The following is an 18,549-nucleotide window of genomic DNA, read 5'->3' as shown; positions in this document are numbered from 1 at the left end:
ACCGTAGATTACAATCAAAATTTTACACCAAATTTTGTAAAAAGCAACCTGAAAAGATAGAGGTTCCGAAATAACGGTGGGTTAGCGACAAAACAACCCACCTCATATCTCTTGATGATCCCTAAAACCTATAGACAGTACGAATCCAAGCATATAGACTATCAGGATTGTTTGCATTGGAATCGGGTGCTGTAACCCAAATAAAACCCGGTGTAATGTCAATCCTATCGTTAACTTTATATTGGTAGAATCCCTCAATATGTAAGGAAAGGTCTTTATCCGCTTGTCCTAAGCCTGCTCCCAAATCCACATTTTTGCTAAGATTGATAAGTGTTGGAGCCATACCCACAAACAATCCCCCTAGACTTCCCTTTTTTCCAAGATCAGGGAACGACATTCCTACAGCCCAATCCATAGCTCGGCCATCACCACGTCCTAAATAGCGGTGTGCGCCATAACTTACCCAACCATTCATAGCAAACTTGGGACTAAATTGATAAAAAGCTTGTATGCCATAAAGATTTGCTACTGTCCCCGTCCCCGCTACGGTGCTATTGACTAAGTTACTTCCTGCTGCTGGGCCAAAGTTTGTTCCACTTAAACCTTGGGCGTTTGGTGGACTATAAGTATTAACGTAAGTTAGAGCCGCTCGAAAATTCTTCTCAGGGCTGGTGTATAGTATCTGTCCCAAGGCTAAATATCGCCCTGTGAAGAAGCCAGTATTTGGTCCAGGGTTATTGGCGTTAGGTGCGCTATAAGCTACTCCCAACTGGAACTGTTGATTTAATCTGTGGAGTATTGCTATTCCACCGCCAGCGTCTCCATATTGATAGACTAAAGCTCGTCGTGAGAATCGGGAAATCCCATTAGAACCAGTTGCTAGACTACTTTCAAAGTATGGATTAATCGGAACAGTAAAACCTAGCTCATTAGCTCCATCTGATAAAGCATAGATGTTGACTTGGGTATTTGAACCAAATGGAAACCGATAGCGTACACCACCAACAGAAATATCATTAGGTGGTCTGGTAATACTGGAGTTATCAGCAGTTCTGCCATCAAAAGTACCTAATAATCCAGCTCTTGTTTGTCCCAATGATTGAATGTTTCCGCCCCCCAGGGTTATACCCAGTGAATCTTTACCTGTAAAGCTGGCATTTAATCGCAAAGATACTGATCCTTGCTGTGTTACTACGCGGGGTGCTGGCCGTCCAGTTACAACATTATTGCCAGCAAACAGTGAGCCAAGAACAATCTGCGCTCGACCTGTGAGTTTCACTACAGGCGAAAATTGTTGTTCTTTGATGGTTTCTAACTTTGCATCTACTGTATCAAGTCTTCCTCGAAGTGCAGCCAATTCTGTAGAAAATTCTTCTCTTAACTTCTTGATTGTGTCTAAGTCTTCTTGTCTAACTAAGTCTGCTGTAGAATTGGCGATGATTTGATTGAATCGGTCTAAAGCACTATTTAGACCAGCCGCAAATTCATAGCGGCTAAGAGCGCGATCGCCTTTGAATGTACCATCTGTATAGCCAGCGATCGCGCCGTAGCGTTCCACTAGAGACTGTAAAGCCTGAAATGCCCAATCTGTAGGCTGAACATCAGATAACTGAGAAACAGATGTAACTTGTTCTAGGGAGTTTTCTTCTTCTGTGAGATTCTCTTGATCAAGTAAACTATCTGTTTGAGATGGTAAACCATTTGGCGTTTCAATTACCTCTACATTGGCAATTTGAGTTGCACTATTTGACGAAATTTCCTCAACTTCTGGTTTTGTCTCAGATACATTTGAGACTTCAGCCCCATTGGCTGCTAACGACAGGATGAAAAACCCGTTAAACAAGGCCGGAATAAATAGCCCGTATTTCCACAAAGCTTTAGACATTGGTAATTAAGTTATGCACAGAAAATTAACAAATTTTTATCTGCTAACACCCCACAGGATTCTTACGTCTTGGTTACATATTCCTTTGAGGACATATATTTCTCAAAGAGATTGCCTTAGAGAAATTTATTTGTGAACAATTTTTGCGAAAGACAAATGGTGTTAAAAGATGACGCAAAAGGCAAGAAGTAAGTGGGATGTTTTGTCCAGAATTGGAATTAGCGGCATTAGTGCTTGACAAATACTACTAAAAATTTATCGATATTTAGTAGTATTTCTGGATAATTGCATAAAATAATTCAAAAAACAAGCATCCAAATATACATTTTTTGAGAGAAAATTATTAGCAAACTTGTGTTAAGTCTCACTTGCATTTTTGGGGAAAATGTGAGAAGCTCTGTTAAAGAATAAACTACGGTAAATCAATCAAGTTAAAGTAGTTTGAGAAATACATCATAGTATTGCATTGACTGGCTAAGTATTGACACAAAGCCGATAGAGACATGACTTACCGCAGACAGAGGAAAAAACAAAGCTGTAGATGGGTTTGAAATATAGAGATATAGGTGATCAAAACCTTGTATCTTTACAAGACATTCCTAAGTTCCTGCTCAAACGAAAATTCTGGCTGCATAAGTCATGAGAAAAATTGATAAGCAACAAGTTTTGTATTTGATGCAATTTAATACACGTCCTCACCAACAGGTAATAGAAACTGGGGAGGAAGCAAATTTTTCTCATATCTGATGCTGAAGAATTTCCCAATCTGGATTGATGAACCCAAAAATCAACTTATGACTCAACTGAAAACACTACCCACCTACGACCCAACATTGTTTGAGGGTGCGGCTGAAGTTTACGCTCAATATAGAACTAAATACCCTTCTGCTGTATTCGATAAACTAACTGAAATATTTAATTTGAATGGTCAAGGAAGACTGCTAGATTTGGGTACAGGCCCAGGTTTAATTGCTATTCCTCTCAGCACCAAATTTCAGGAAGTAGTGGCCATTGATCCTGATCCAGAAATGCTTCAGGAAGCGCAAAGCCAAGCAGCACAGGTAGAAGCGAATAATATTATTTGGCTAGAACAAGGCGCAGAGTTGATTAACGCTAGTTTAGGAGTATTTAAACTAGCTACCATTGGCAGAGCTTTCCACTGGATGGAGAGGGAAATTGTACTAGAACGCCTTTATGAACTGCTGGGAGATGATGGTGCTTTAGCACTCCTGAATACAGGCGATGATCCTTGGAAAAGCTCTTTACCTTGGAAACAGGCTGCAATTGGAGTAGTGAGAAAATGGTTAGGTGAAGAGCGACGCACGGGACAAAGAGGACAAGGTATTCGTAAACCAGTTGATCCTCCCCACGAAGTTGTAATTGCTAACTCTAAATTTGCTCGTCAAGAAGTATATGAAGTGCCATTTGAAAAATCTTGGACAGTTTCTAGCTATCTTGGCTACCTATATACCACAGCTTTCTCACTGAAAATTTTCTACGGTGATCAAACTGAAGCTTTTGAAGCAGATATCAAAGAGGCACTACTAGCAGTTGAGCCTTCTGGAGAGTTTAAAGAAGAACTGAAAGCCACAATTCATGTTGTTTGGAAATATTGAGGGGATAGGTAATACCAATTCGCAATAGCCTGCGGCAAGGCTAACGCCAACGCAATTCGCAATGGACTAACGTCCCGCTACGCTAACAGAACTCAGCACTTTCAATTGCTGGCTCTTTCTTTGGTGTGAGATTTCAACGTTTAACCGATTTAGCTAATAGATAAAGAGAAAAAGTAAATGAGCAAAAAACGGCAGTTTCGCTTAGGTGCATTTATTCAAGCCACTGGACATCATGTTTCTGCTTGGCGGCATCCAGATGCACAAATAGATGCTGGATTCAACTTTGAGCATTATAAAGAAATTACCCAAACGGCTGAACGTGGCTTATTTGATGCGGTGTTTTTGGCGGATAGTCCAGGGGTTTGGGGTGGCTCACCAGACACGCAAAAACGCAATGGTAAACTTGTCCATTTTGAGCCAGTCACACTCTTTTCGGCCTTGTCTGCTGTCACGAAAAACATAGGTTTTATTGCTACTGCTTCGACTACCTACGAAGAACCCTATACTTTAGCTCGTAAGTTTGCTTCTTTGGATCACTTGAGTCAAGGAAGAGCAGGCTGGAATGTAGTTACCACTGGTAATGAAAATGCTGCCGCTAATTTCGGATTGGAGCATCATCCAGAACATAGCCAGCGTTATGAGCGAGCTGAAGAGTTTGTTAAAGTAGTCAAAGGTCTGTGGGATAGCTGGGAAGATGATGCTTTTATCCGTGACAGAGAATCTGGTATTTATTTCGACCCCGATAAACTGCATATCCTTAACCACAAAGGTAAACATTTTTCTGTCAAAGGCCCTTTAAACGTCGGTCGTCCACCCCAAGGCTACCCAGTGATTGTACAGGCTGGAGCTTCCGAAGCTGGAAGAGACTTGGCAGCACGTACTGCTGAGGTAATCTTCACTGCTAATCAAACCCTAGCGGATGCCCAGGAATTTTATGCTGATGTCAAAGGTAGATTGGCGAAATATGGACGCTCTCCAGACGATCTGAAAATTATGCCTGGAGCTTTCCCCATAATTGGACGGACTGAAAAAGAGGCTCAAGAAAAGTACGAATTTATTCAATCATTGATTCATCCTGATGTAGCTTGGGGGATTTTAAGGAACTATTACAAAGGTGTCGATTTATCGAAATATTCTCTGGATGATGTAGCTCCTGAACTACCCAGCGACACCAACAATAACAAAAGTCGCCTGAAATTGGTCAAAGATTTAGCGACTCGCGGCACTTTAACACTGCGCCAGTTGTATCTTGCTCTTGCTACCGCCAGAGGTCATCGCACCATCATTGGTACTCCTGAAGGCATTGCTGATCAACTAGAAGAATGGTTTAACAATGGTGCAGCAGATGGTTTTAATATCATGCCGCCAATTCTGCCTACAGGATTAGATGACTTTATAAACCTAGTCGTTCCTATCCTCCAAAAACGTGGCTTGTTCCGTACTGAATACGAAGGCAGCACCTTGAGAGAAAATCTGGGGCTGCGTCGTCCGCCTAATCAATTTGCTGTCAAAACAGAGGATCAGAGATTGGTTGTTGCCTAAAGCTGTTAGGAGTTGACTTTGTAGTTAGGGCTGTAGTCTTTTTTGACAGGCAATCAGGACTAAAGTCCTGACTACAAACACAAACGAGGTGAGTTTCGAGTGCTGTAGAAGTAGAGATTGGCTATGGAGACGTGATAAATCGCGTCTCTACAGGATTAATTTTCTCACTCAGTACCCATAACTCATTTCTCGGCACTACTTCTGTCATTTATGCAAGGAAAAAAAGATGACTGAATATAGCAGATTAAAAAGTTCTCGCTCGGCTGCAATTAAAGCCAAGCTGGATTATCCAGTTATTGATACAGATGTTCATACCAATGATTTCACTCCAGCGCTGGAGGATTACATTGCTAATTATGGTGGCTCTAAACTCGTAGACGCATTACGCAAGGCAGAATCTTCTCGTCTTAACTCCAAAGTCAACGGTAAAGACTGGTATCAACAAACCCCAGAAGAACGTCAATACAACCGGACAATTCGTTCTCCTTGGTGGGCAAGAGTTACGCGCAATACCCTAGATTTAGCTACTTATACTTTGCCTGAATTATTTTATGAGCGTCAGGCAGAACAGGGTTCAGATTATTCGGTACTATTTCCGAATAATGTTCTCGCACCTGCTGGAGCAAGTAAGGAGAATCGTCAAGCATTGCAACGGGCGGTAAATCACTATCATGCTGATTTGTATCGCAAATATAGCGATCGCCTAACACCTGTCGCTGGTATCCCAATGGGTACTCCTGAAGAAGCCATCGAAGAATTGGAATTTGCAGTAAAAACACTAGGTTTAAAAGTAGCAAATATTCCTGGTGGTGTGAAACGCCCCATTAAGGCGATCGCTGATAAATATCCCGCCGATCAATACCCAGAAGTCGCCAAGTATGCTTCATACATTGACTTCTACGGATTAGATAGTGAATACGACTATGATCCATTCTGGGCTAAGGCGGTTGAGTTAGGTGTACCCATTACTACCCATTACGGTAGTCAAGGTTGGACTGGACGCTCTTCCATCAGTAACTACATGAACAACCACATCGGTCACTTTGCCGATGGCTCACAAGCATTTGCGAAGGCGTTGTTCTTTGGTGGTGTTACCAAGCGTTTCCCACAATTGCGCGTAGCGATGTTAGAAGGTGGTGCGGATTGGGGCGCACACGTTTACATCCATTTGGTAGACAGATTCTCCAAACGCAGTCTCAACGGTCTGCAAAATTACAACCCAGACCTGACAGATTTTGATGAATTGTATGCGTTGTTTGAGCGTTTTGGTAGCGAATTCTTGCAAGCACATCCCCTCAGCAAAGAAGAACTCAAAAAGACTGTACTAGGTTCTTCCTTCAACCGTCATAGCCGTTCACCCATTGGTAGTGAACTAGAAGACTTTGCGGCTGCTGGAATTGAAACTATTGAAGATATCCGCGATCGCTGGGTGAACAGTTTCTTCTTTGGTTCTGAATCTGACGATCGCACCATCGGCGCAGCATTCAACGACAAAGCTAATCCCTTGGGTGTGAAAATCAACGCCATCTATTCCTCAGATGTTGGTCATTGGGATGTACCCGATTTAACAGATCCTCTAGCAGAAAGCTGGGATTTAGTGCAAGAAGGCGTGATTTCCGAAGCAGACTTTAAAGCTTATGTCTTCGCTAATCCCTATAAGTTCTATACCCAAGCTAATCCTGATTTCTTCAAGGGTACAGCAGTTGAATCTAAGGTAACTAACATCGAATCTACACAAGTAGATAAGAGTTTAGTAACAGCCTAAGAGATTAGGAGGAGATCGAGGAATAATTTCCTTGCTCCTCTACATCCCTTTCTTTAAGAACTAAGGAAGCTGAAGAGTCTCAACATTGACCCATCAAACTTTGGAGAATAAACATGAGCTATAAGCATATTGAAGTTAAACCGACTTCTGGTTTCACCGGTGCGGAAATCGGCGGCGTGGATCTTTCCCATCCTCTGCACGATGAAGCAGTTGCCGAAATTCGTCAAGCATTATTGAAGTGGAAGGTCGTTTTCTTCCGCAATCAGAACATCGATCATGCTGCACAGATTGCTTTCACTTCTCGCTTTGGTGAAGTAACCTATGCCCATCCCCACGAGGACGAGCCGATAGAAGGCTTTTCCCAAATCTTACCAATTGATCGCAGCCGCTTCGAGCGTCGCAACGGTCTACGCCGTACTAGCTATGAAAGTCGTTGGCATACTGATGTTACTGCTGTTGTTAACCCACCTGCGGGTTCAATTCTGCGAGCTGTTAATGTCCCTAGCTTTGGTGGCGACACACAATGGACTAATCTAGTTGCAGCTTATGAAGGTCTATCTGCACCCCTACGCGCCCTAGCAGATGGATTGAGAGCTGAACATAAGTTCAATGCACGTTTACGAATACCCAGTGGTAGCAAATATGCCCAGCGTATTGCAGCTAATCCGCAGGTTTCGATTCATCCAGTGGTACGGGTTCATCCAGAGACAGGTGAACGTGCATTGTTTGTTAACCCTGGCTTCACTTCACACATTCTAGATGTGTCACCACAAGAAAGTGAACTGCTGCTGGAGTTATTTTTCAACCAAATTACTAAACCTGCTTATATCACTCGCTTCCGTTGGAACAATGGTGATATTGCGTTTTGGGATAACCGCGCCACCTCCCATTTAGCACCACAAGATTTGGATCATCTAGAAGTTGAGCGCGTACTCTATCGCACCACTATTACAGGTGATATTCCAGTCGGGCCTGATGGTTTCCGTTCACAAATAGTTGAAGGCGAACCTTTAACGAGTGAATTACCAACTGTCCTCAAGCAAAAAGCCGAGAAGGTTTTAGCAGAACCAGCACTCAATTAAGTTACTGATAATACTGATAAATTTAGGCGATTCTCATTTAGAGAGGCTGCGCCAACGCACAAAGCCATCACATTTTCGCAATTAATTCAGTTGGTAGGGTGCGTCAGTATCAATAATTTTTTGGTACAGCTAAGTTTTTTCACACTGACGCATCCTACATTTTGGATATTTTTTTATCTGGAAGTCCCTTAGTTCTAGAAATTGTAGCCCCAAGCTTTAGGAGTCAAGAGGTATGACCATCGAACAAAATCTGAACACCAGCACTTTACCTTATCTTTTCTCGCCTGTCTCTGCTGATGCTAACCAACCCGCGCCCTTAGTACTATTTTTGCATGGAGCGCGTGACCGGGGAACAGATTTGAATGTGCTGTTGAAATGGGGTTTACCTCGTTTTGTGAATGAATCAAACTCCTTACCTTATTTCTTTGTCGCACCTCAACTTCCTGAAGGACAAACTTGGATAGATCGAGAAGCGGATGTAATTGCTTTGCTGGATAATCTGATCGTTTCTCAATCCATCGACCCTGCTCGTGTCATCCTATCAGGATTCAGTCTAGGTACTGCTGGAGCTTGGCACATTGCTGCTTCCCATCCTGGTCGCTTTGCTGGTTTAGTAGCAGTCTCCGGTCGCGCACCCAAAACATTAGAACCAAGCCAACTAGCAGCACTCAAAGAAATTCCTATCCAAATATTCCAAGGTGCTAAGGACGAAAAACTGTCAGTTGAAGATACACAGCAGATTGTCGATACCTTGCGCGAAGTAGGGGGAACAGTAGATTTTACTGCATTACCTGAAGGCGACCATTTTATCGCCGATGAAGTTTATAGCGATCTGAAATTGCAGCAGTGGTTTGTTTCACAGAGCCGTCGTCAAGCTTTTGTAGTGGCTTAGAGACAAATCAAAATTAAAGAATTGCTTAGGGAATTCCGGGGAAAAAATATTCTAAACGTAGGGTGCGTCAGTATGAATAAGTTCTTAGCGTAGTTAGTTTTTTTGAAACTGACGCACCTTACTGAACTATCAATTTTGGATAATTTATTTTTTGGTTTTCCCTTACTCTTCAGTTAACACTCAGAAAGATTTGAATTTGGAGCAAAACAACGTGACATTACCAACAACTAAACTGGGTAAAACTGGATTGACAGTTTCTCGTCTGTGTCTTGGTACAATGACCTTTGGATTGCAGGCAGATGAAGAAACTTCTAGGCAAATTCTCGATACAGCTGCCGATGGTGGGATTAACTTTTTGGATACAGCCGATGTTTATCCTCTAGGCGGTGGAGTACCTACAGCCGGACGTACCGAAGAAATTATTGGACGCTGGCTCAAAGGCAAACGGGAACATTTTATCATTGCGACTAAGGCTGTAGGTCGGGTTGGAACTGCGCCTTGGGATCAGGGTGCTTCCCGCAAACATATTTTAGATGCGATCGATGCTTCTCTGAGAAGACTGGGAACTGATTATGTTGACCTGTATCAATTACATTCTGACGATGCTTCCACACCACTTGATGAGACTCTAGAAGCATTGGATACTGTAGTGCGTGTGGGTAAAGTACGTTATATCGGTGTTTCTAATTTCTTAGCTTACCGACTTGCTCGTGCTTTGGGTCGTGCTGACGTGCGGAATTTAACTCGCTTTGTGTCAATTCAACCCCGTTACAATCTTTTATTCCGCGAAATTGAGCGCGAACTTTTACCTTTGGCTCAAGAAGAAGGACTTGGTGTAATTCCTTACAATCCCTTAGCAGGGGGTTTACTGACTGGCAAACACAATATTGCTAATGGCCCTACTGCTGGGACACGTTTTACTTTGGGTGCAGCCGCAGAACGTTATCAAGAAAGATACTGGCGCGATCGCGAATTTAATACTGTGGAGGAATTACGCACAGTCGCGGACTTCGCAGGCTTATCGCTCACTACACTAGCAGTAGCTTGGGTACTGGCTAATCCTGTGATTACTGCCCCCATTATTGGTGCTAGTCGTCCAGAACAACTTGCTGACACCCTGAAAGCACTGGAACTAAAGCTCGATGACAATTTGAAACAAAAGCTAGATGACATCACCGCCGAATACCGCAGAGGCGATTCTCTCCGTTAGTTCAATAATCTGTCAACAGTTAACATTTTTGATTAATCAATATAGATATGATTAACCGCCGTCGTTTTCTCAATTTTGCTACATCTAGTGTAGGTGGTTTCTCTTTGGCATATTTATTAGGAAGTTGTAGCCAACAAAGCCAAGAGAATGTAGTAAATAGTATCGGTTCTTTGGGGATAAAAACAAAAGTTCTCCGTATGGGATACCAGAGTGCAGGGGATCTCGTCCGTAATCGGCAAGTTTTGGAGAAACGTTTAGATCCATTAGGAATCAAGGTTGAATGGTTGCAATTTGCCCAAGGGCCTCAACTTATGGAAGGGATGGCTGCCCGTAGGGTTGATGTTGGATCAGTAGGAGAAACACCTCCAATTTTTGCCCAAGTGGCGGGGTCAGACATTGTTTATGTCGTGGGTACACAAAGAAACGCAGGAACCGGTAGAAGTAGTGTAATTGCAGTGCCGCCAGAGTCTCCACTCACAAAGTTTGAGGAGATTAAGGGGCAAGAAGTTTATTTTCAAAAAGGCTCGGCATCACATTATTTTATGCTCAGGGCTTTACAGTCGATTGGTTTGACCATCAAAGATATCAAAATCAAAAGTATGGCGACTATCGAGGCGCGGGCTGCTTTTCTGGAGGGGAGAATTCCTGTTTGGATGACGAACGATCCACATTATGCGATCGCCGAAAAGATGAATCGCATTCGTGTCCTCAGAGATTCTGTTGGCTTAGATTCTCCTGGGGGATACTATATTGCTGATAGACAATTTGCTCAAGAAAATCCTGGTGTTCTGAAAATTCTGATTGAAGAACTTCATGCGCTTGATAAATGGGCAGAAGTGAATCGAGATGAAGTCAAAAAATTGATGATTACCCAACAAAAGCTGGATGAAGATGTAGCCGCAAGGGTAATGTCTCGGCGCACTTTCGTCGGACGCAGAGGTTTAAGTCCGGCACTGATAGCAGAACAACAGCGTGTGGCAGATTTGTTCTTTCAAGCGGGTGTCATACCCAAGAAAATTGACATCAAAGATGCTTTACTCCCATCTGATCTCTATGCTGCAATTACACCGCCAGAAATTATGGTTTAGAGATGAATGTCGCGCCTGTGAGCGTGAAACTCTGGCTGTGACTGGGTGTAGGGGTGTAGGGGTGTAGGAGAAGAACATTATTTATGAAGTGTCTTGATTTAACTATTTGTTGTTTCCCTTACACCCTTATATCCCAAGAGCCTTATCCCTTAAAAATTTGCGCTTATCTTAGGGTCATTTGTTTAGAGACTATGGACACTAACAACAGTTAGTTTAACGCCACCGGGCGGCTAAGTAGCCGTCCATTTTTATTTTACAGGACAGATAAAAGTTACTACGATAACGACTTTCATGATCAAAAAAACTAGACTTTCTAAATCTTTTCAGCGCGCGGCTAATGCGCCAAACTTGCCTAATACCCCATTCAAGTTTATTTGCTATTTTGTTAACCAGTTTCGCTGGTGGTATCTAGCAATGGTCATCTCTGAGGTACTACACGCCACCTGCGGAATTATGTTGCCTTATGCCATTGGTGAGATCATCCGCAGTGTGACGAAATCAACGGGGGACAGTAAGCAGATTTTTGATGCAGTGAGCCAACCCCTAATGCTGTTCACCGCTTTGAGTTTAGGTGAAGTCGTATTCGGGCGCACAGCCGGACTATTGCAAACCATCCTCCATCCTATCCACCGACAGCACATTGTACGCTCTCTATATGCCTACTTGCAGCATCATTCCCATCGTTATCTGAGCAGTAGCTTTGCTGGGTCATTGGCACATCGCATCGGTGAAACTTCTTTGGGCGTGACTCAGACAATGCAAATGCTGATTACTGAATTTATGTCAGTGATTATTGTGTATATTGTCTCCACAATTTTACTGTATCGCGCCTATCCTCCCCTGGCTGCATTCGTGGGTGTGTGGGCAGTTATGTTCATCAGTATTTCTTTTTGGCTGGCGACTCGTTGCCGAATTTATTCCCGCAAAGCCGCAGCCGCCAGAAGTGAGACAACTGGCATTATTGTAGATGCGGTGACAAATCTTAGCAGTAGCCGGCTGTTTGCTCGTTTGGGTTTTGAACGACGTTATTTAAATGAGCAGTTAAAGCATGAACTCAAACAGGTGAGAAAGTCTAACTGGTATTCGGAGCGGATTCGCTGGTTTCAGTTCATCTCAGCTGCAATTTTGAAAATCGGGACTTTGTATTACTCGCTTTCGCTGTGGAGTCAAGGATTAATTGCGACGGCTGACTTTGTTGTAGCCACTAGCTTGTCATTATTAATCATCAGTGAAGCCCGGAATTTAAGCCGACGGTTTATAGAATTTTTCGAGCATATTGGTAATGTTGCTAACGGTGTTCATACCATTGTTCAACCCCATGAGTTGATTGATCGGGAGGAAGCGATCGCTCACTCCATCACTCAAGGTAAAATCGAATTTCGCCAAGTCAATTTCAGCTACACCGATGGCAAAAAAGTCTTCGAGAATCTTTCTATCACCATCAAACCAGGTGAACGTATTGGGTTAGTTGGCTTTTCTGGTTCTGGAAAATCTACCTTTGTGAATCTGATTTTGCGTCTCTTTGATCCACAATCAGGACAAATTCTCATTGATGGGATCGATATTCGAGACATGACGCAAGAAGCCCTACACGCCCAAATTAGTTTGATTCCTCAAGATCCATCGCTGTTCCATCGCACATTGATCGAAAATATTCGTTACGGACGCATAGAAGCGACTGATGACGAAGTAATTGAAGCTGCACACAAAGCTTACGCCCATGATTTTATTGCCCAGATCAAAGAAGGTTATCATTCTCTGGTGGGTGAACGCGGCGTAAAATTGTCTGGAGGACAAAGACAACGGATTGCGATCGCACGAGTCATTCTCAAAGATGCACCAATCCTCATTTTGGATGAAGCTACATCTAGCCTCGATTCCATCACTGAAAAAGCAATTCAAGACACTTTAGACTCGGCGATGAATGGCAAAACCGTTATTGTGGTAGCTCATAGACTTTCTACCATTGCCCATCTTGACAGAATTTTAGTATTCGACCACGGCAGAATTGTTGAAGATGATAGCCATGATAATTTATTGGCAAATCGTGGTGCTTACTACAGGTTATGGAAAATGCAGGCAGGTGGATTTTTACCTGTGAGTAAGTGAAGTAAAAATGCAGAGGGGCGCAGAGAATATCTACACCCCTTGTTTAAACTTTTGTTGTGTGTGAGTTCTATAGGTTTTTAAATTCTTGTAATGATCCTAGTTTGGTAATACCCGGCCAAATAGCAGCCACAGCAATAACCACAACTATTGTGCCAATTCCTCCACCAACTACAGAGAGGACTGGGCCAAAGAATGCTGCTGCCAAGCCTGATTCAAAGCCTCCTAATTCATTGGAGGCACTAATAAATACACTATTAATCGCTGCTACCCGACCACGTAAATGATCTGGCGTTCTAATCTGCACTAAGGTATGGCGAATCACAACGCTAATGGTATCTAGTGCGCCACTCAAGACTAACATCAAGAGCGATAACCAAAACCAACGGGATAGCCCAAAGATAATTGTGACAATACCAAAGCCAACGACTGACCAAAGTAAGGCGGGGCCAGCTTTGCGTAGGGGTGGTAAATATGCCAATACAACTGCCATAAATAATGCACCTATGGAGGGTGCTGCTTGCAGGTAGCCTAACTCTAATGGCCCGACTCGTAAGATATCTTTAGCGAATATCGGTAGTAGAGCGATCGCACCACCCAACAAGACTGCAAACATATCCAAGGTAATGGCAGCTAAAATCAATTGATTTTCCCAGACAAACTTTGCCCCGGCTGCTAAGGCTTTCAGGGAAATTGGTTCTTTGGTGCGAATGGTTTCTTGTGGAGAAATCGCCATCGTTAAGAAAAAGCACAGCAAACCTGCGATCGCCGCCAGCACATACACCCCTGTCGCACCTCCCAAAAAGGCAATCCCAAATCCTCCCAAGGCGGGGCCGATAACTGAGGCTAACTGAAAGCTACTACTATTCCAAGTGGCTGCATTGGTAAAGGCACTAGTCGGTATTAATTGCCACATCAAGGCATCACTGGCAGGTTTCAAGAACGCTCTGGCAATTCCTGTGAAGACTAAGCAACCATAAAATAAAATGACTGCGCTTTTAGTCCAAGAAAATACCGCCAACGCTAGGGAACAGAAGACTAGCAGCAAGATCGAAAGCAACATGGTTAACTTGCGATCGCGGCGATCGGCGACATCCCCAGCAATTAAGGTGAGGAGAATCATCGGTAAGACTTGGGCTAACCCCACACCACCTAGCACCAAAGCGGAATTTGTGCGATCGTAAAGTTCCCAACCAATGGCTACAGTCTGCATTTGTGAGCCAATGAATAACAATACACGCCCAATCGTAAATAATCGATAATCTCGAAACCTCAAGGCGGCAAAGGGATCATGTTGTGTAGACTCGCCGTCAGTCCTACTTACTTTCTGTTTGCTCGAAGACATTTTTCAGGAAGGCCAATCCTTCTTCTATGTGGGCAATTTGTTCGTGTGTGAGACTTTCCAAAAGTTCAGAAATATTTAGTGCGAGTTTGGTCTTGAGACTGCTTGAGTTGATGCTTTCCCTCTATGGTTAAATTGAGGAAAACTCGCCGCCACTCTTGTGGATCATCTATGCGTTGTATTATTCTCCTAGTTACATTGCCACCCGTGGATATAGTCTGCCACAGATTAAGGTTAAGCCTACTAATGTTAACAAGAGAATTGCACAGTCAACACCAAAGCCATAGATACTAGTGCCATTGGCTAACATTGAGCCACGTAGTGCATCTACTTCATAAGTCAAGGGATTAATATGAGACAGGAACTTAAGCCAATCAGGCATCATGGAAATGGGATAGATGGCATTACTAGCAAAAAACAAGGGCATAGTTAACAACTGTCCAATTCCCGTCATTCTTTCTCTGGTTTTCACCACACAACCTATGATTAAAGAAAATGTGCAGAAGCAACCAGCTCCCAGCAGAACGACGAGTAGCACTTGTATAAAAGCTACAGGATGGAGATTGAGTTTTACGCCCAATAACAATGCTAATACGTAAATCACAAACACCTGTGATAAACATCGCACTCCGCAGGCTAAAGATTTACCTAACACCATTGCTACTCTATGGGTAGGACTAGCAAGGAATTTATGCACAATTCCTAAGTCACGCTCCCAAATCAGCGTCATTCCACCTGTAAAAATAGCGACAAATAACACACTTTGAGCCAGAATCCCTGCACTCATGAAGTCTAAATAAGGTAAATCCCCTGTCGGTATGGCTCGAATCTTGGAGAACACTTGCCCAAAAATTAGTAGCCACAATGATGGTTGCACAGCTCGCACTACCAAGTCAGTGGGATCATGGCGGAGTTTCCGCACTTCCATCTCGGCAATTACCAAAGTTTTGGTAAATATCTGAATAATTGCAGAAATCACATTGCTATGGCGGGGAGGTTTAGTCTTAACCCAACCGTTGAGCTGTACGTCTGGTTCTGGCTGTATCACGATAGCTAACTCCTGATGTTATTTGATCGCCTGTGTAATGAATAAAGACATCATCTAAGGTTGCATTCGGTTTACCTAAAGAAGCTTTTAATTCATTAGGTGCGCCTTTAGTTACAACTTGCCCTTGCTGCATAATTGCCACTCGGCTACACAGATTATCTGCTTCTTCTAAAAAGTGAGTGGTTAGAAATATTGTTGTGTCGTAATCTACACGCAGTTGCTCTACCAGTTGCCATACTTGCGTCCGAGCTATGGGATCTAGTCCTACAGTCGGCTCATCGAGGAACAAAATCTTAGGATGGTGCATGATAGATTGGGCGATTTCTAGCTTGCGAATCATCCCGCCAGAATAGTTGCGTACTAAGCGATGGGCTGCTGCTTGTAAACCCATAAAATCTAGAACTTCCTTAATCCGTCTTTGTCTATACTTGGCAGGAATGTCGTATAGCTTGGCAAAGATTAAGAGGTTTTCGTAACCTGTGAGACTACCATCAGCAGACAAAGCTTGAGGCACATAGCCAAATAACCGCCTCACTTGAGCAGATTGATGAGTTACGTCATAGCCAGCTATAGTTGCGCTGCCTGTACTCAATGGCAATAAAGTAGTCAACATCTTGATGGCTGTGCTTTTACCCGCGCCATTGGGGCCGAGTAAACCAAATACTTCGCCTTGTTCGACTGTGATACTCAAATTATTGACAGCTGCTGCTTTACCAAAGTAACGCGTCAGCCCCTGGGTTTCTAAAATCACTGGTTTATGGTTACTCAGCAGTGATTCGGATAAATCAGTGTTTCCCGTAAGTTTAGTCACGAGTTTGATGCACTTTTAATATTTAGCTAATCTAATTATTAGCTTCGCATATTTCAGTGCAAAGTCAAGAGTATAGTTTTGTGCGACAGATCAGATTGATATGCGATCGCCGCCAGGATCATGGATGAAAAAGCGGTTGTATAACGAATAAGCACTGGGTACTGCTTTTTTCAATCAGCACCCAGGATTTTTTTAACGCAATTCAAAACCCAAATTATTCAAAGCTTCCCGCAGGCGATCGCGTCCCGATAGAGATTCAGGAAAGGCTATGCGTTTAGCTGAGTGTTCTGACCAATCACCGGCAACATTCATCTGTTGGGAATTGTAGAACTGTTTCATGATTTGGTTGTACAGATCAATTTCCTGGTCTTGTTTTTCTAATTGATAAGTCTCCCGATGCAATACCGCCGCTTGAGGTAAACGTGGTTTAATTTCCACATTTACAGATGAATCTGCATAACCAACACACAACCCAAACACAGCAACAACATGAGGTGGTAAATTCAAAACCTCTGCTACTGCTTCTGGACGGTTACGCAATGCACCAATATAAACTGTTCCCAAACCGAGAGATTCAGCAGCAATAACAGCATTTTGTGCTGCTAATGTCGCATCGATAGCCGCCATCAAAAACATTTCCAAATAATTTAGACCTTCATGGGGTAATCCTTGACTTTCAGCGACGTATGTTAATCTCGCTAAATCTGCTAACCACACCAAAAATAAAGGACTCTGGCGAATATGCGCTTGGTTATTCGCCAACTGTGATAGCTTCTCTTTACGTGTTGTATCTTGAACAGCAACTACACTCCATGTCTGGAGATTGGAGGACGTTGATGCTGATTGTGCGGCTGCTATCAAAGTTTCCAGGGTGTTTGCTGGTAGGGGATCACTCAGGTAAGCGCGGATTGAACGGTGAGACAACAAATTAGATATTGTTTCATTCCCAAGAATATCTGCATTGAATGCGTCTACACCATAACGACGATTAAGTAACTCAGTAGGGTTGCTCATAATTATGAATTATTGAGTTTTAGGTGAAAAAGCGGCGTATTGTTCAGGTGTCAGCATCGCGGCTTTGACGTTAATTTGTTTGGGAATCAATTTTAATTCATAGAATTTATCTGCAACTTGCTGCTGAAGAGTGATTAATTCTGAAGTAATGGGCGTAACTCCAAACTTTCTTCTGTTGGTACTTTTTCTGATGGTTGCCAAATCAATGCCCAAAATTGGTGAGAGGGTTTTTGCTACTTCCTCTCGATTTTGATCAGACCATGTTTCTACATTTTGAATTTCTTCCAACATGGCTTTAATAATTTGTGGTTGTTCTTTAGCAAACTTTTGACTCGCAAGGTAATATCCTCCTTGCTTATTAATTCCTGTCCCATCAATTAACACACGGGCATTGCTAGATTGTTCAGCTGCTGCATAAAATGGATCCCAAATTGACCACGCATCAATACTACCCTTAACAAAAGCAGCACGAGCATCGGCTGGTGGTAAATATATAGGTTGAATATCACTGTATTTCAATCCATATTTTTCTAAGATTTGCACCAGCATATAATGGGCGCTAGAGCCTTTTTGGAAGGCAATCTTTTTACCTTTAAGATCATTGACTGTTTTAATTGGAGAATTTTGAGGAACAAGAATTGCTGAACTCGCAGGACTGGGAGCAATTCCGGCAATGTATGTGATTGCTGCACCTGCGGCTTGAGCAAAAACTGGGGGTGATTCTCCAGTATGTCCAAAGTCAATACTACCAACATTCATGGCTTCCAAAAGCTGTGGCCCAGCCGGAAATTCAATCCATTCAACAGATACGCCTTCAGGTTGTAATCGCTTTTCTAACAGCCCTTTACTTCTTAGGAGAATAGCTGATTTTTGATAGCCTATTCTGACTACTGATGCTTGAGTTTGAGGAGTATTATTTGCAGATACAGTATTAGTGTTACTTGCATTGTTAGCTGTACAAGCGGCAACTAAAAAACTGAGGCATAAACCAGTAATAAATGCTCCAGTTAGTTTTATAGGAACAATAGATAATAACCGTTTTTGACTGGCAAATTTAAAAGTAAACCCTTTCCGCCAATAGATTATCATGCGTTGAAATAAAAACTCCAACATGAAGCTTTACCTTTTTTTATGTGAAATACTAAGTT

At 42.8% G+C, this 18,549-nt stretch carries 14 protein-coding genes; 8 read left to right on the top strand and 6 right to left on the bottom strand.

Annotated features, from left to right (window positions below):
- Nucleotides 1–121: 121 nt before the first annotated feature.
- On the bottom strand, nt 122–1,885 hold the full coding sequence (locus H6G14_RS01600) for an iron uptake porin (protein WP_190565394.1): 1,764 nt from the start codon (nt 1,883–1,885) through the stop codon (nt 122–124).
- Between the two features lie 794 nt (nt 1,886–2,679).
- Between H6G14_RS01600 and H6G14_RS01595 the strand changes: the two genes are divergently transcribed.
- The 8 genes from H6G14_RS01595 (at nt 2,680) to H6G14_RS01560 (ending at nt 13,189) form a co-directional block, all read left to right on the top strand.
- Nucleotides 2,680–3,501, top strand: coding sequence for a class I SAM-dependent methyltransferase (locus tag H6G14_RS01595; protein ID WP_190565393.1), 822 nt, complete (start codon nt 2,680–2,682; stop codon nt 3,499–3,501).
- A gap of 177 nt (nt 3,502–3,678) precedes the next feature.
- The gene (locus H6G14_RS01590) at nt 3,679–5,043 is read left to right on the top strand and encodes an LLM class flavin-dependent oxidoreductase (RefSeq protein ID WP_190565392.1); all 1,365 of its coding nucleotides are present in this window, start codon (nt 3,679–3,681) and stop codon (nt 5,041–5,043) included.
- Between the two features lie 226 nt (nt 5,044–5,269).
- Nucleotides 5,270–6,808 carry an amidohydrolase family protein gene (locus H6G14_RS01585; RefSeq protein ID WP_190565391.1) on the top strand — a complete coding sequence of 513 codons (1,539 nt, stop codon included), beginning with the start codon at nt 5,270–5,272 and terminating at the stop codon, nt 6,806–6,808.
- Between the two features lie 113 nt (nt 6,809–6,921).
- Nucleotides 6,922–7,890, top strand: coding sequence for a TauD/TfdA dioxygenase family protein (locus H6G14_RS01580; protein WP_190565390.1), 969 nt, complete (start codon nt 6,922–6,924; stop codon nt 7,888–7,890).
- A 232-nt stretch (nt 7,891–8,122) separates the two neighbouring features.
- A complete protein-coding gene (locus H6G14_RS01575; RefSeq protein ID WP_190565389.1) occupies nt 8,123–8,782 on the top strand; it encodes a carboxylesterase family protein in 660 nt (219 codons plus the stop codon).
- Nucleotides 8,783–8,993: 211 nt separating this feature from the next.
- Entirely contained in the window at nt 8,994–9,992 is a 999-nt protein-coding gene (locus H6G14_RS01570) for an aldo/keto reductase (protein ID WP_190565388.1), read from the top strand.
- Nucleotides 9,993–10,039: 47 nt separating this feature from the next.
- The gene (locus H6G14_RS01565) at nt 10,040–11,080 is read left to right on the top strand and encodes an aliphatic sulfonate ABC transporter substrate-binding protein (protein ID WP_190565387.1); all 1,041 of its coding nucleotides are present in this window, start codon (nt 10,040–10,042) and stop codon (nt 11,078–11,080) included.
- A gap of 291 nt (nt 11,081–11,371) precedes the next feature.
- Complete coding sequence (locus H6G14_RS01560; RefSeq protein ID WP_190565386.1) at nt 11,372–13,189, top strand: ABC transporter ATP-binding protein; 1,818 nt, start codon at nt 11,372–11,374, stop codon at nt 13,187–13,189.
- A 67-nt stretch (nt 13,190–13,256) separates the two neighbouring features.
- On the opposite strand, the gene H6G14_RS01555 is transcribed toward H6G14_RS01560, so the two are convergent.
- From H6G14_RS01555 to H6G14_RS01535, 5 genes are all read right to left on the bottom strand, one after another.
- Nucleotides 13,257–14,531: an MFS transporter gene (locus H6G14_RS01555; protein ID WP_190565385.1), complete on the bottom strand. Its 1,275-nt coding sequence runs from the start codon at nt 14,529–14,531 to the stop codon at nt 13,257–13,259.
- Nucleotides 14,532–14,721: 190 nt separating this feature from the next.
- The gene (locus tag H6G14_RS01550; RefSeq protein WP_190565384.1) at nt 14,722–15,576 is read right to left on the bottom strand and encodes an ABC transporter permease; all 855 of its coding nucleotides are present in this window, start codon (nt 15,574–15,576) and stop codon (nt 14,722–14,724) included.
- Complete coding sequence (locus H6G14_RS01545; protein WP_190565383.1) at nt 15,533–16,387, bottom strand: ATP-binding cassette domain-containing protein; 855 nt, start codon at nt 16,385–16,387, stop codon at nt 15,533–15,535. Before H6G14_RS01545 ends, H6G14_RS01550 begins: the two co-directional genes overlap by 44 nt.
- A 192-nt stretch (nt 16,388–16,579) precedes the next feature.
- Nucleotides 16,580–17,401: an NADPH-dependent oxidoreductase gene (locus H6G14_RS01540; RefSeq protein WP_190565382.1), complete on the bottom strand. Its 822-nt coding sequence runs from the start codon at nt 17,399–17,401 to the stop codon at nt 16,580–16,582.
- 9 nt (nt 17,402–17,410) lie between these two features.
- Nucleotides 17,411–18,514, bottom strand: coding sequence for a sulfonate ABC transporter substrate-binding protein (locus H6G14_RS01535; RefSeq protein ID WP_190565381.1), 1,104 nt, complete (start codon nt 18,512–18,514; stop codon nt 17,411–17,413).
- Nucleotides 18,515–18,549 lie beyond the last annotated feature (35 nt).

The organism is Nostoc parmelioides FACHB-3921, assembly GCF_014696625.1.
Taxonomy (GTDB): Bacteria; Cyanobacteriota; Cyanobacteriia; order Cyanobacteriales; family Nostocaceae; genus Trichormus; species Trichormus parmelioides.
The sequence above is the reverse complement of the archived record's forward strand: the minus strand, read 5'-3'. Positions and strand labels throughout refer to the sequence as shown.

Coding starts and splice junctions, on each gene's coding strand:
- H6G14_RS01600 (WP_190565394.1), bottom strand. CDS start 1,885: ATGTCTAAAGCTTTGTGGAAATACGGGCTATTTATTCCGGCCTTGTTT.
- H6G14_RS01595 (WP_190565393.1), top strand. CDS start 2,680: ATGACTCAACTGAAAACACTACCCACCTACGACCCAACATTGTTTGAG.
- H6G14_RS01590 (WP_190565392.1), top strand. CDS start 3,679: ATGAGCAAAAAACGGCAGTTTCGCTTAGGTGCATTTATTCAAGCCACT.
- H6G14_RS01585 (WP_190565391.1), top strand. CDS start 5,270: ATGACTGAATATAGCAGATTAAAAAGTTCTCGCTCGGCTGCAATTAAA.
- H6G14_RS01580 (WP_190565390.1), top strand. CDS start 6,922: ATGAGCTATAAGCATATTGAAGTTAAACCGACTTCTGGTTTCACCGGT.
- H6G14_RS01575 (WP_190565389.1), top strand. CDS start 8,123: ATGACCATCGAACAAAATCTGAACACCAGCACTTTACCTTATCTTTTC.
- H6G14_RS01565 (WP_190565387.1), top strand. CDS start 10,040: ATGATTAACCGCCGTCGTTTTCTCAATTTTGCTACATCTAGTGTAGGT.
- H6G14_RS01560 (WP_190565386.1), top strand. CDS start 11,372: ATGATCAAAAAAACTAGACTTTCTAAATCTTTTCAGCGCGCGGCTAAT.
- H6G14_RS01555 (WP_190565385.1), bottom strand. CDS start 14,531: ATGTCTTCGAGCAAACAGAAAGTAAGTAGGACTGACGGCGAGTCTACA.
- H6G14_RS01540 (WP_190565382.1), bottom strand. CDS start 17,401: ATGAGCAACCCTACTGAGTTACTTAATCGTCGTTATGGTGTAGACGCA.
- H6G14_RS01535 (WP_190565381.1), bottom strand. CDS start 18,514: ATGTTGGAGTTTTTATTTCAACGCATGATAATCTATTGGCGGAAAGGG.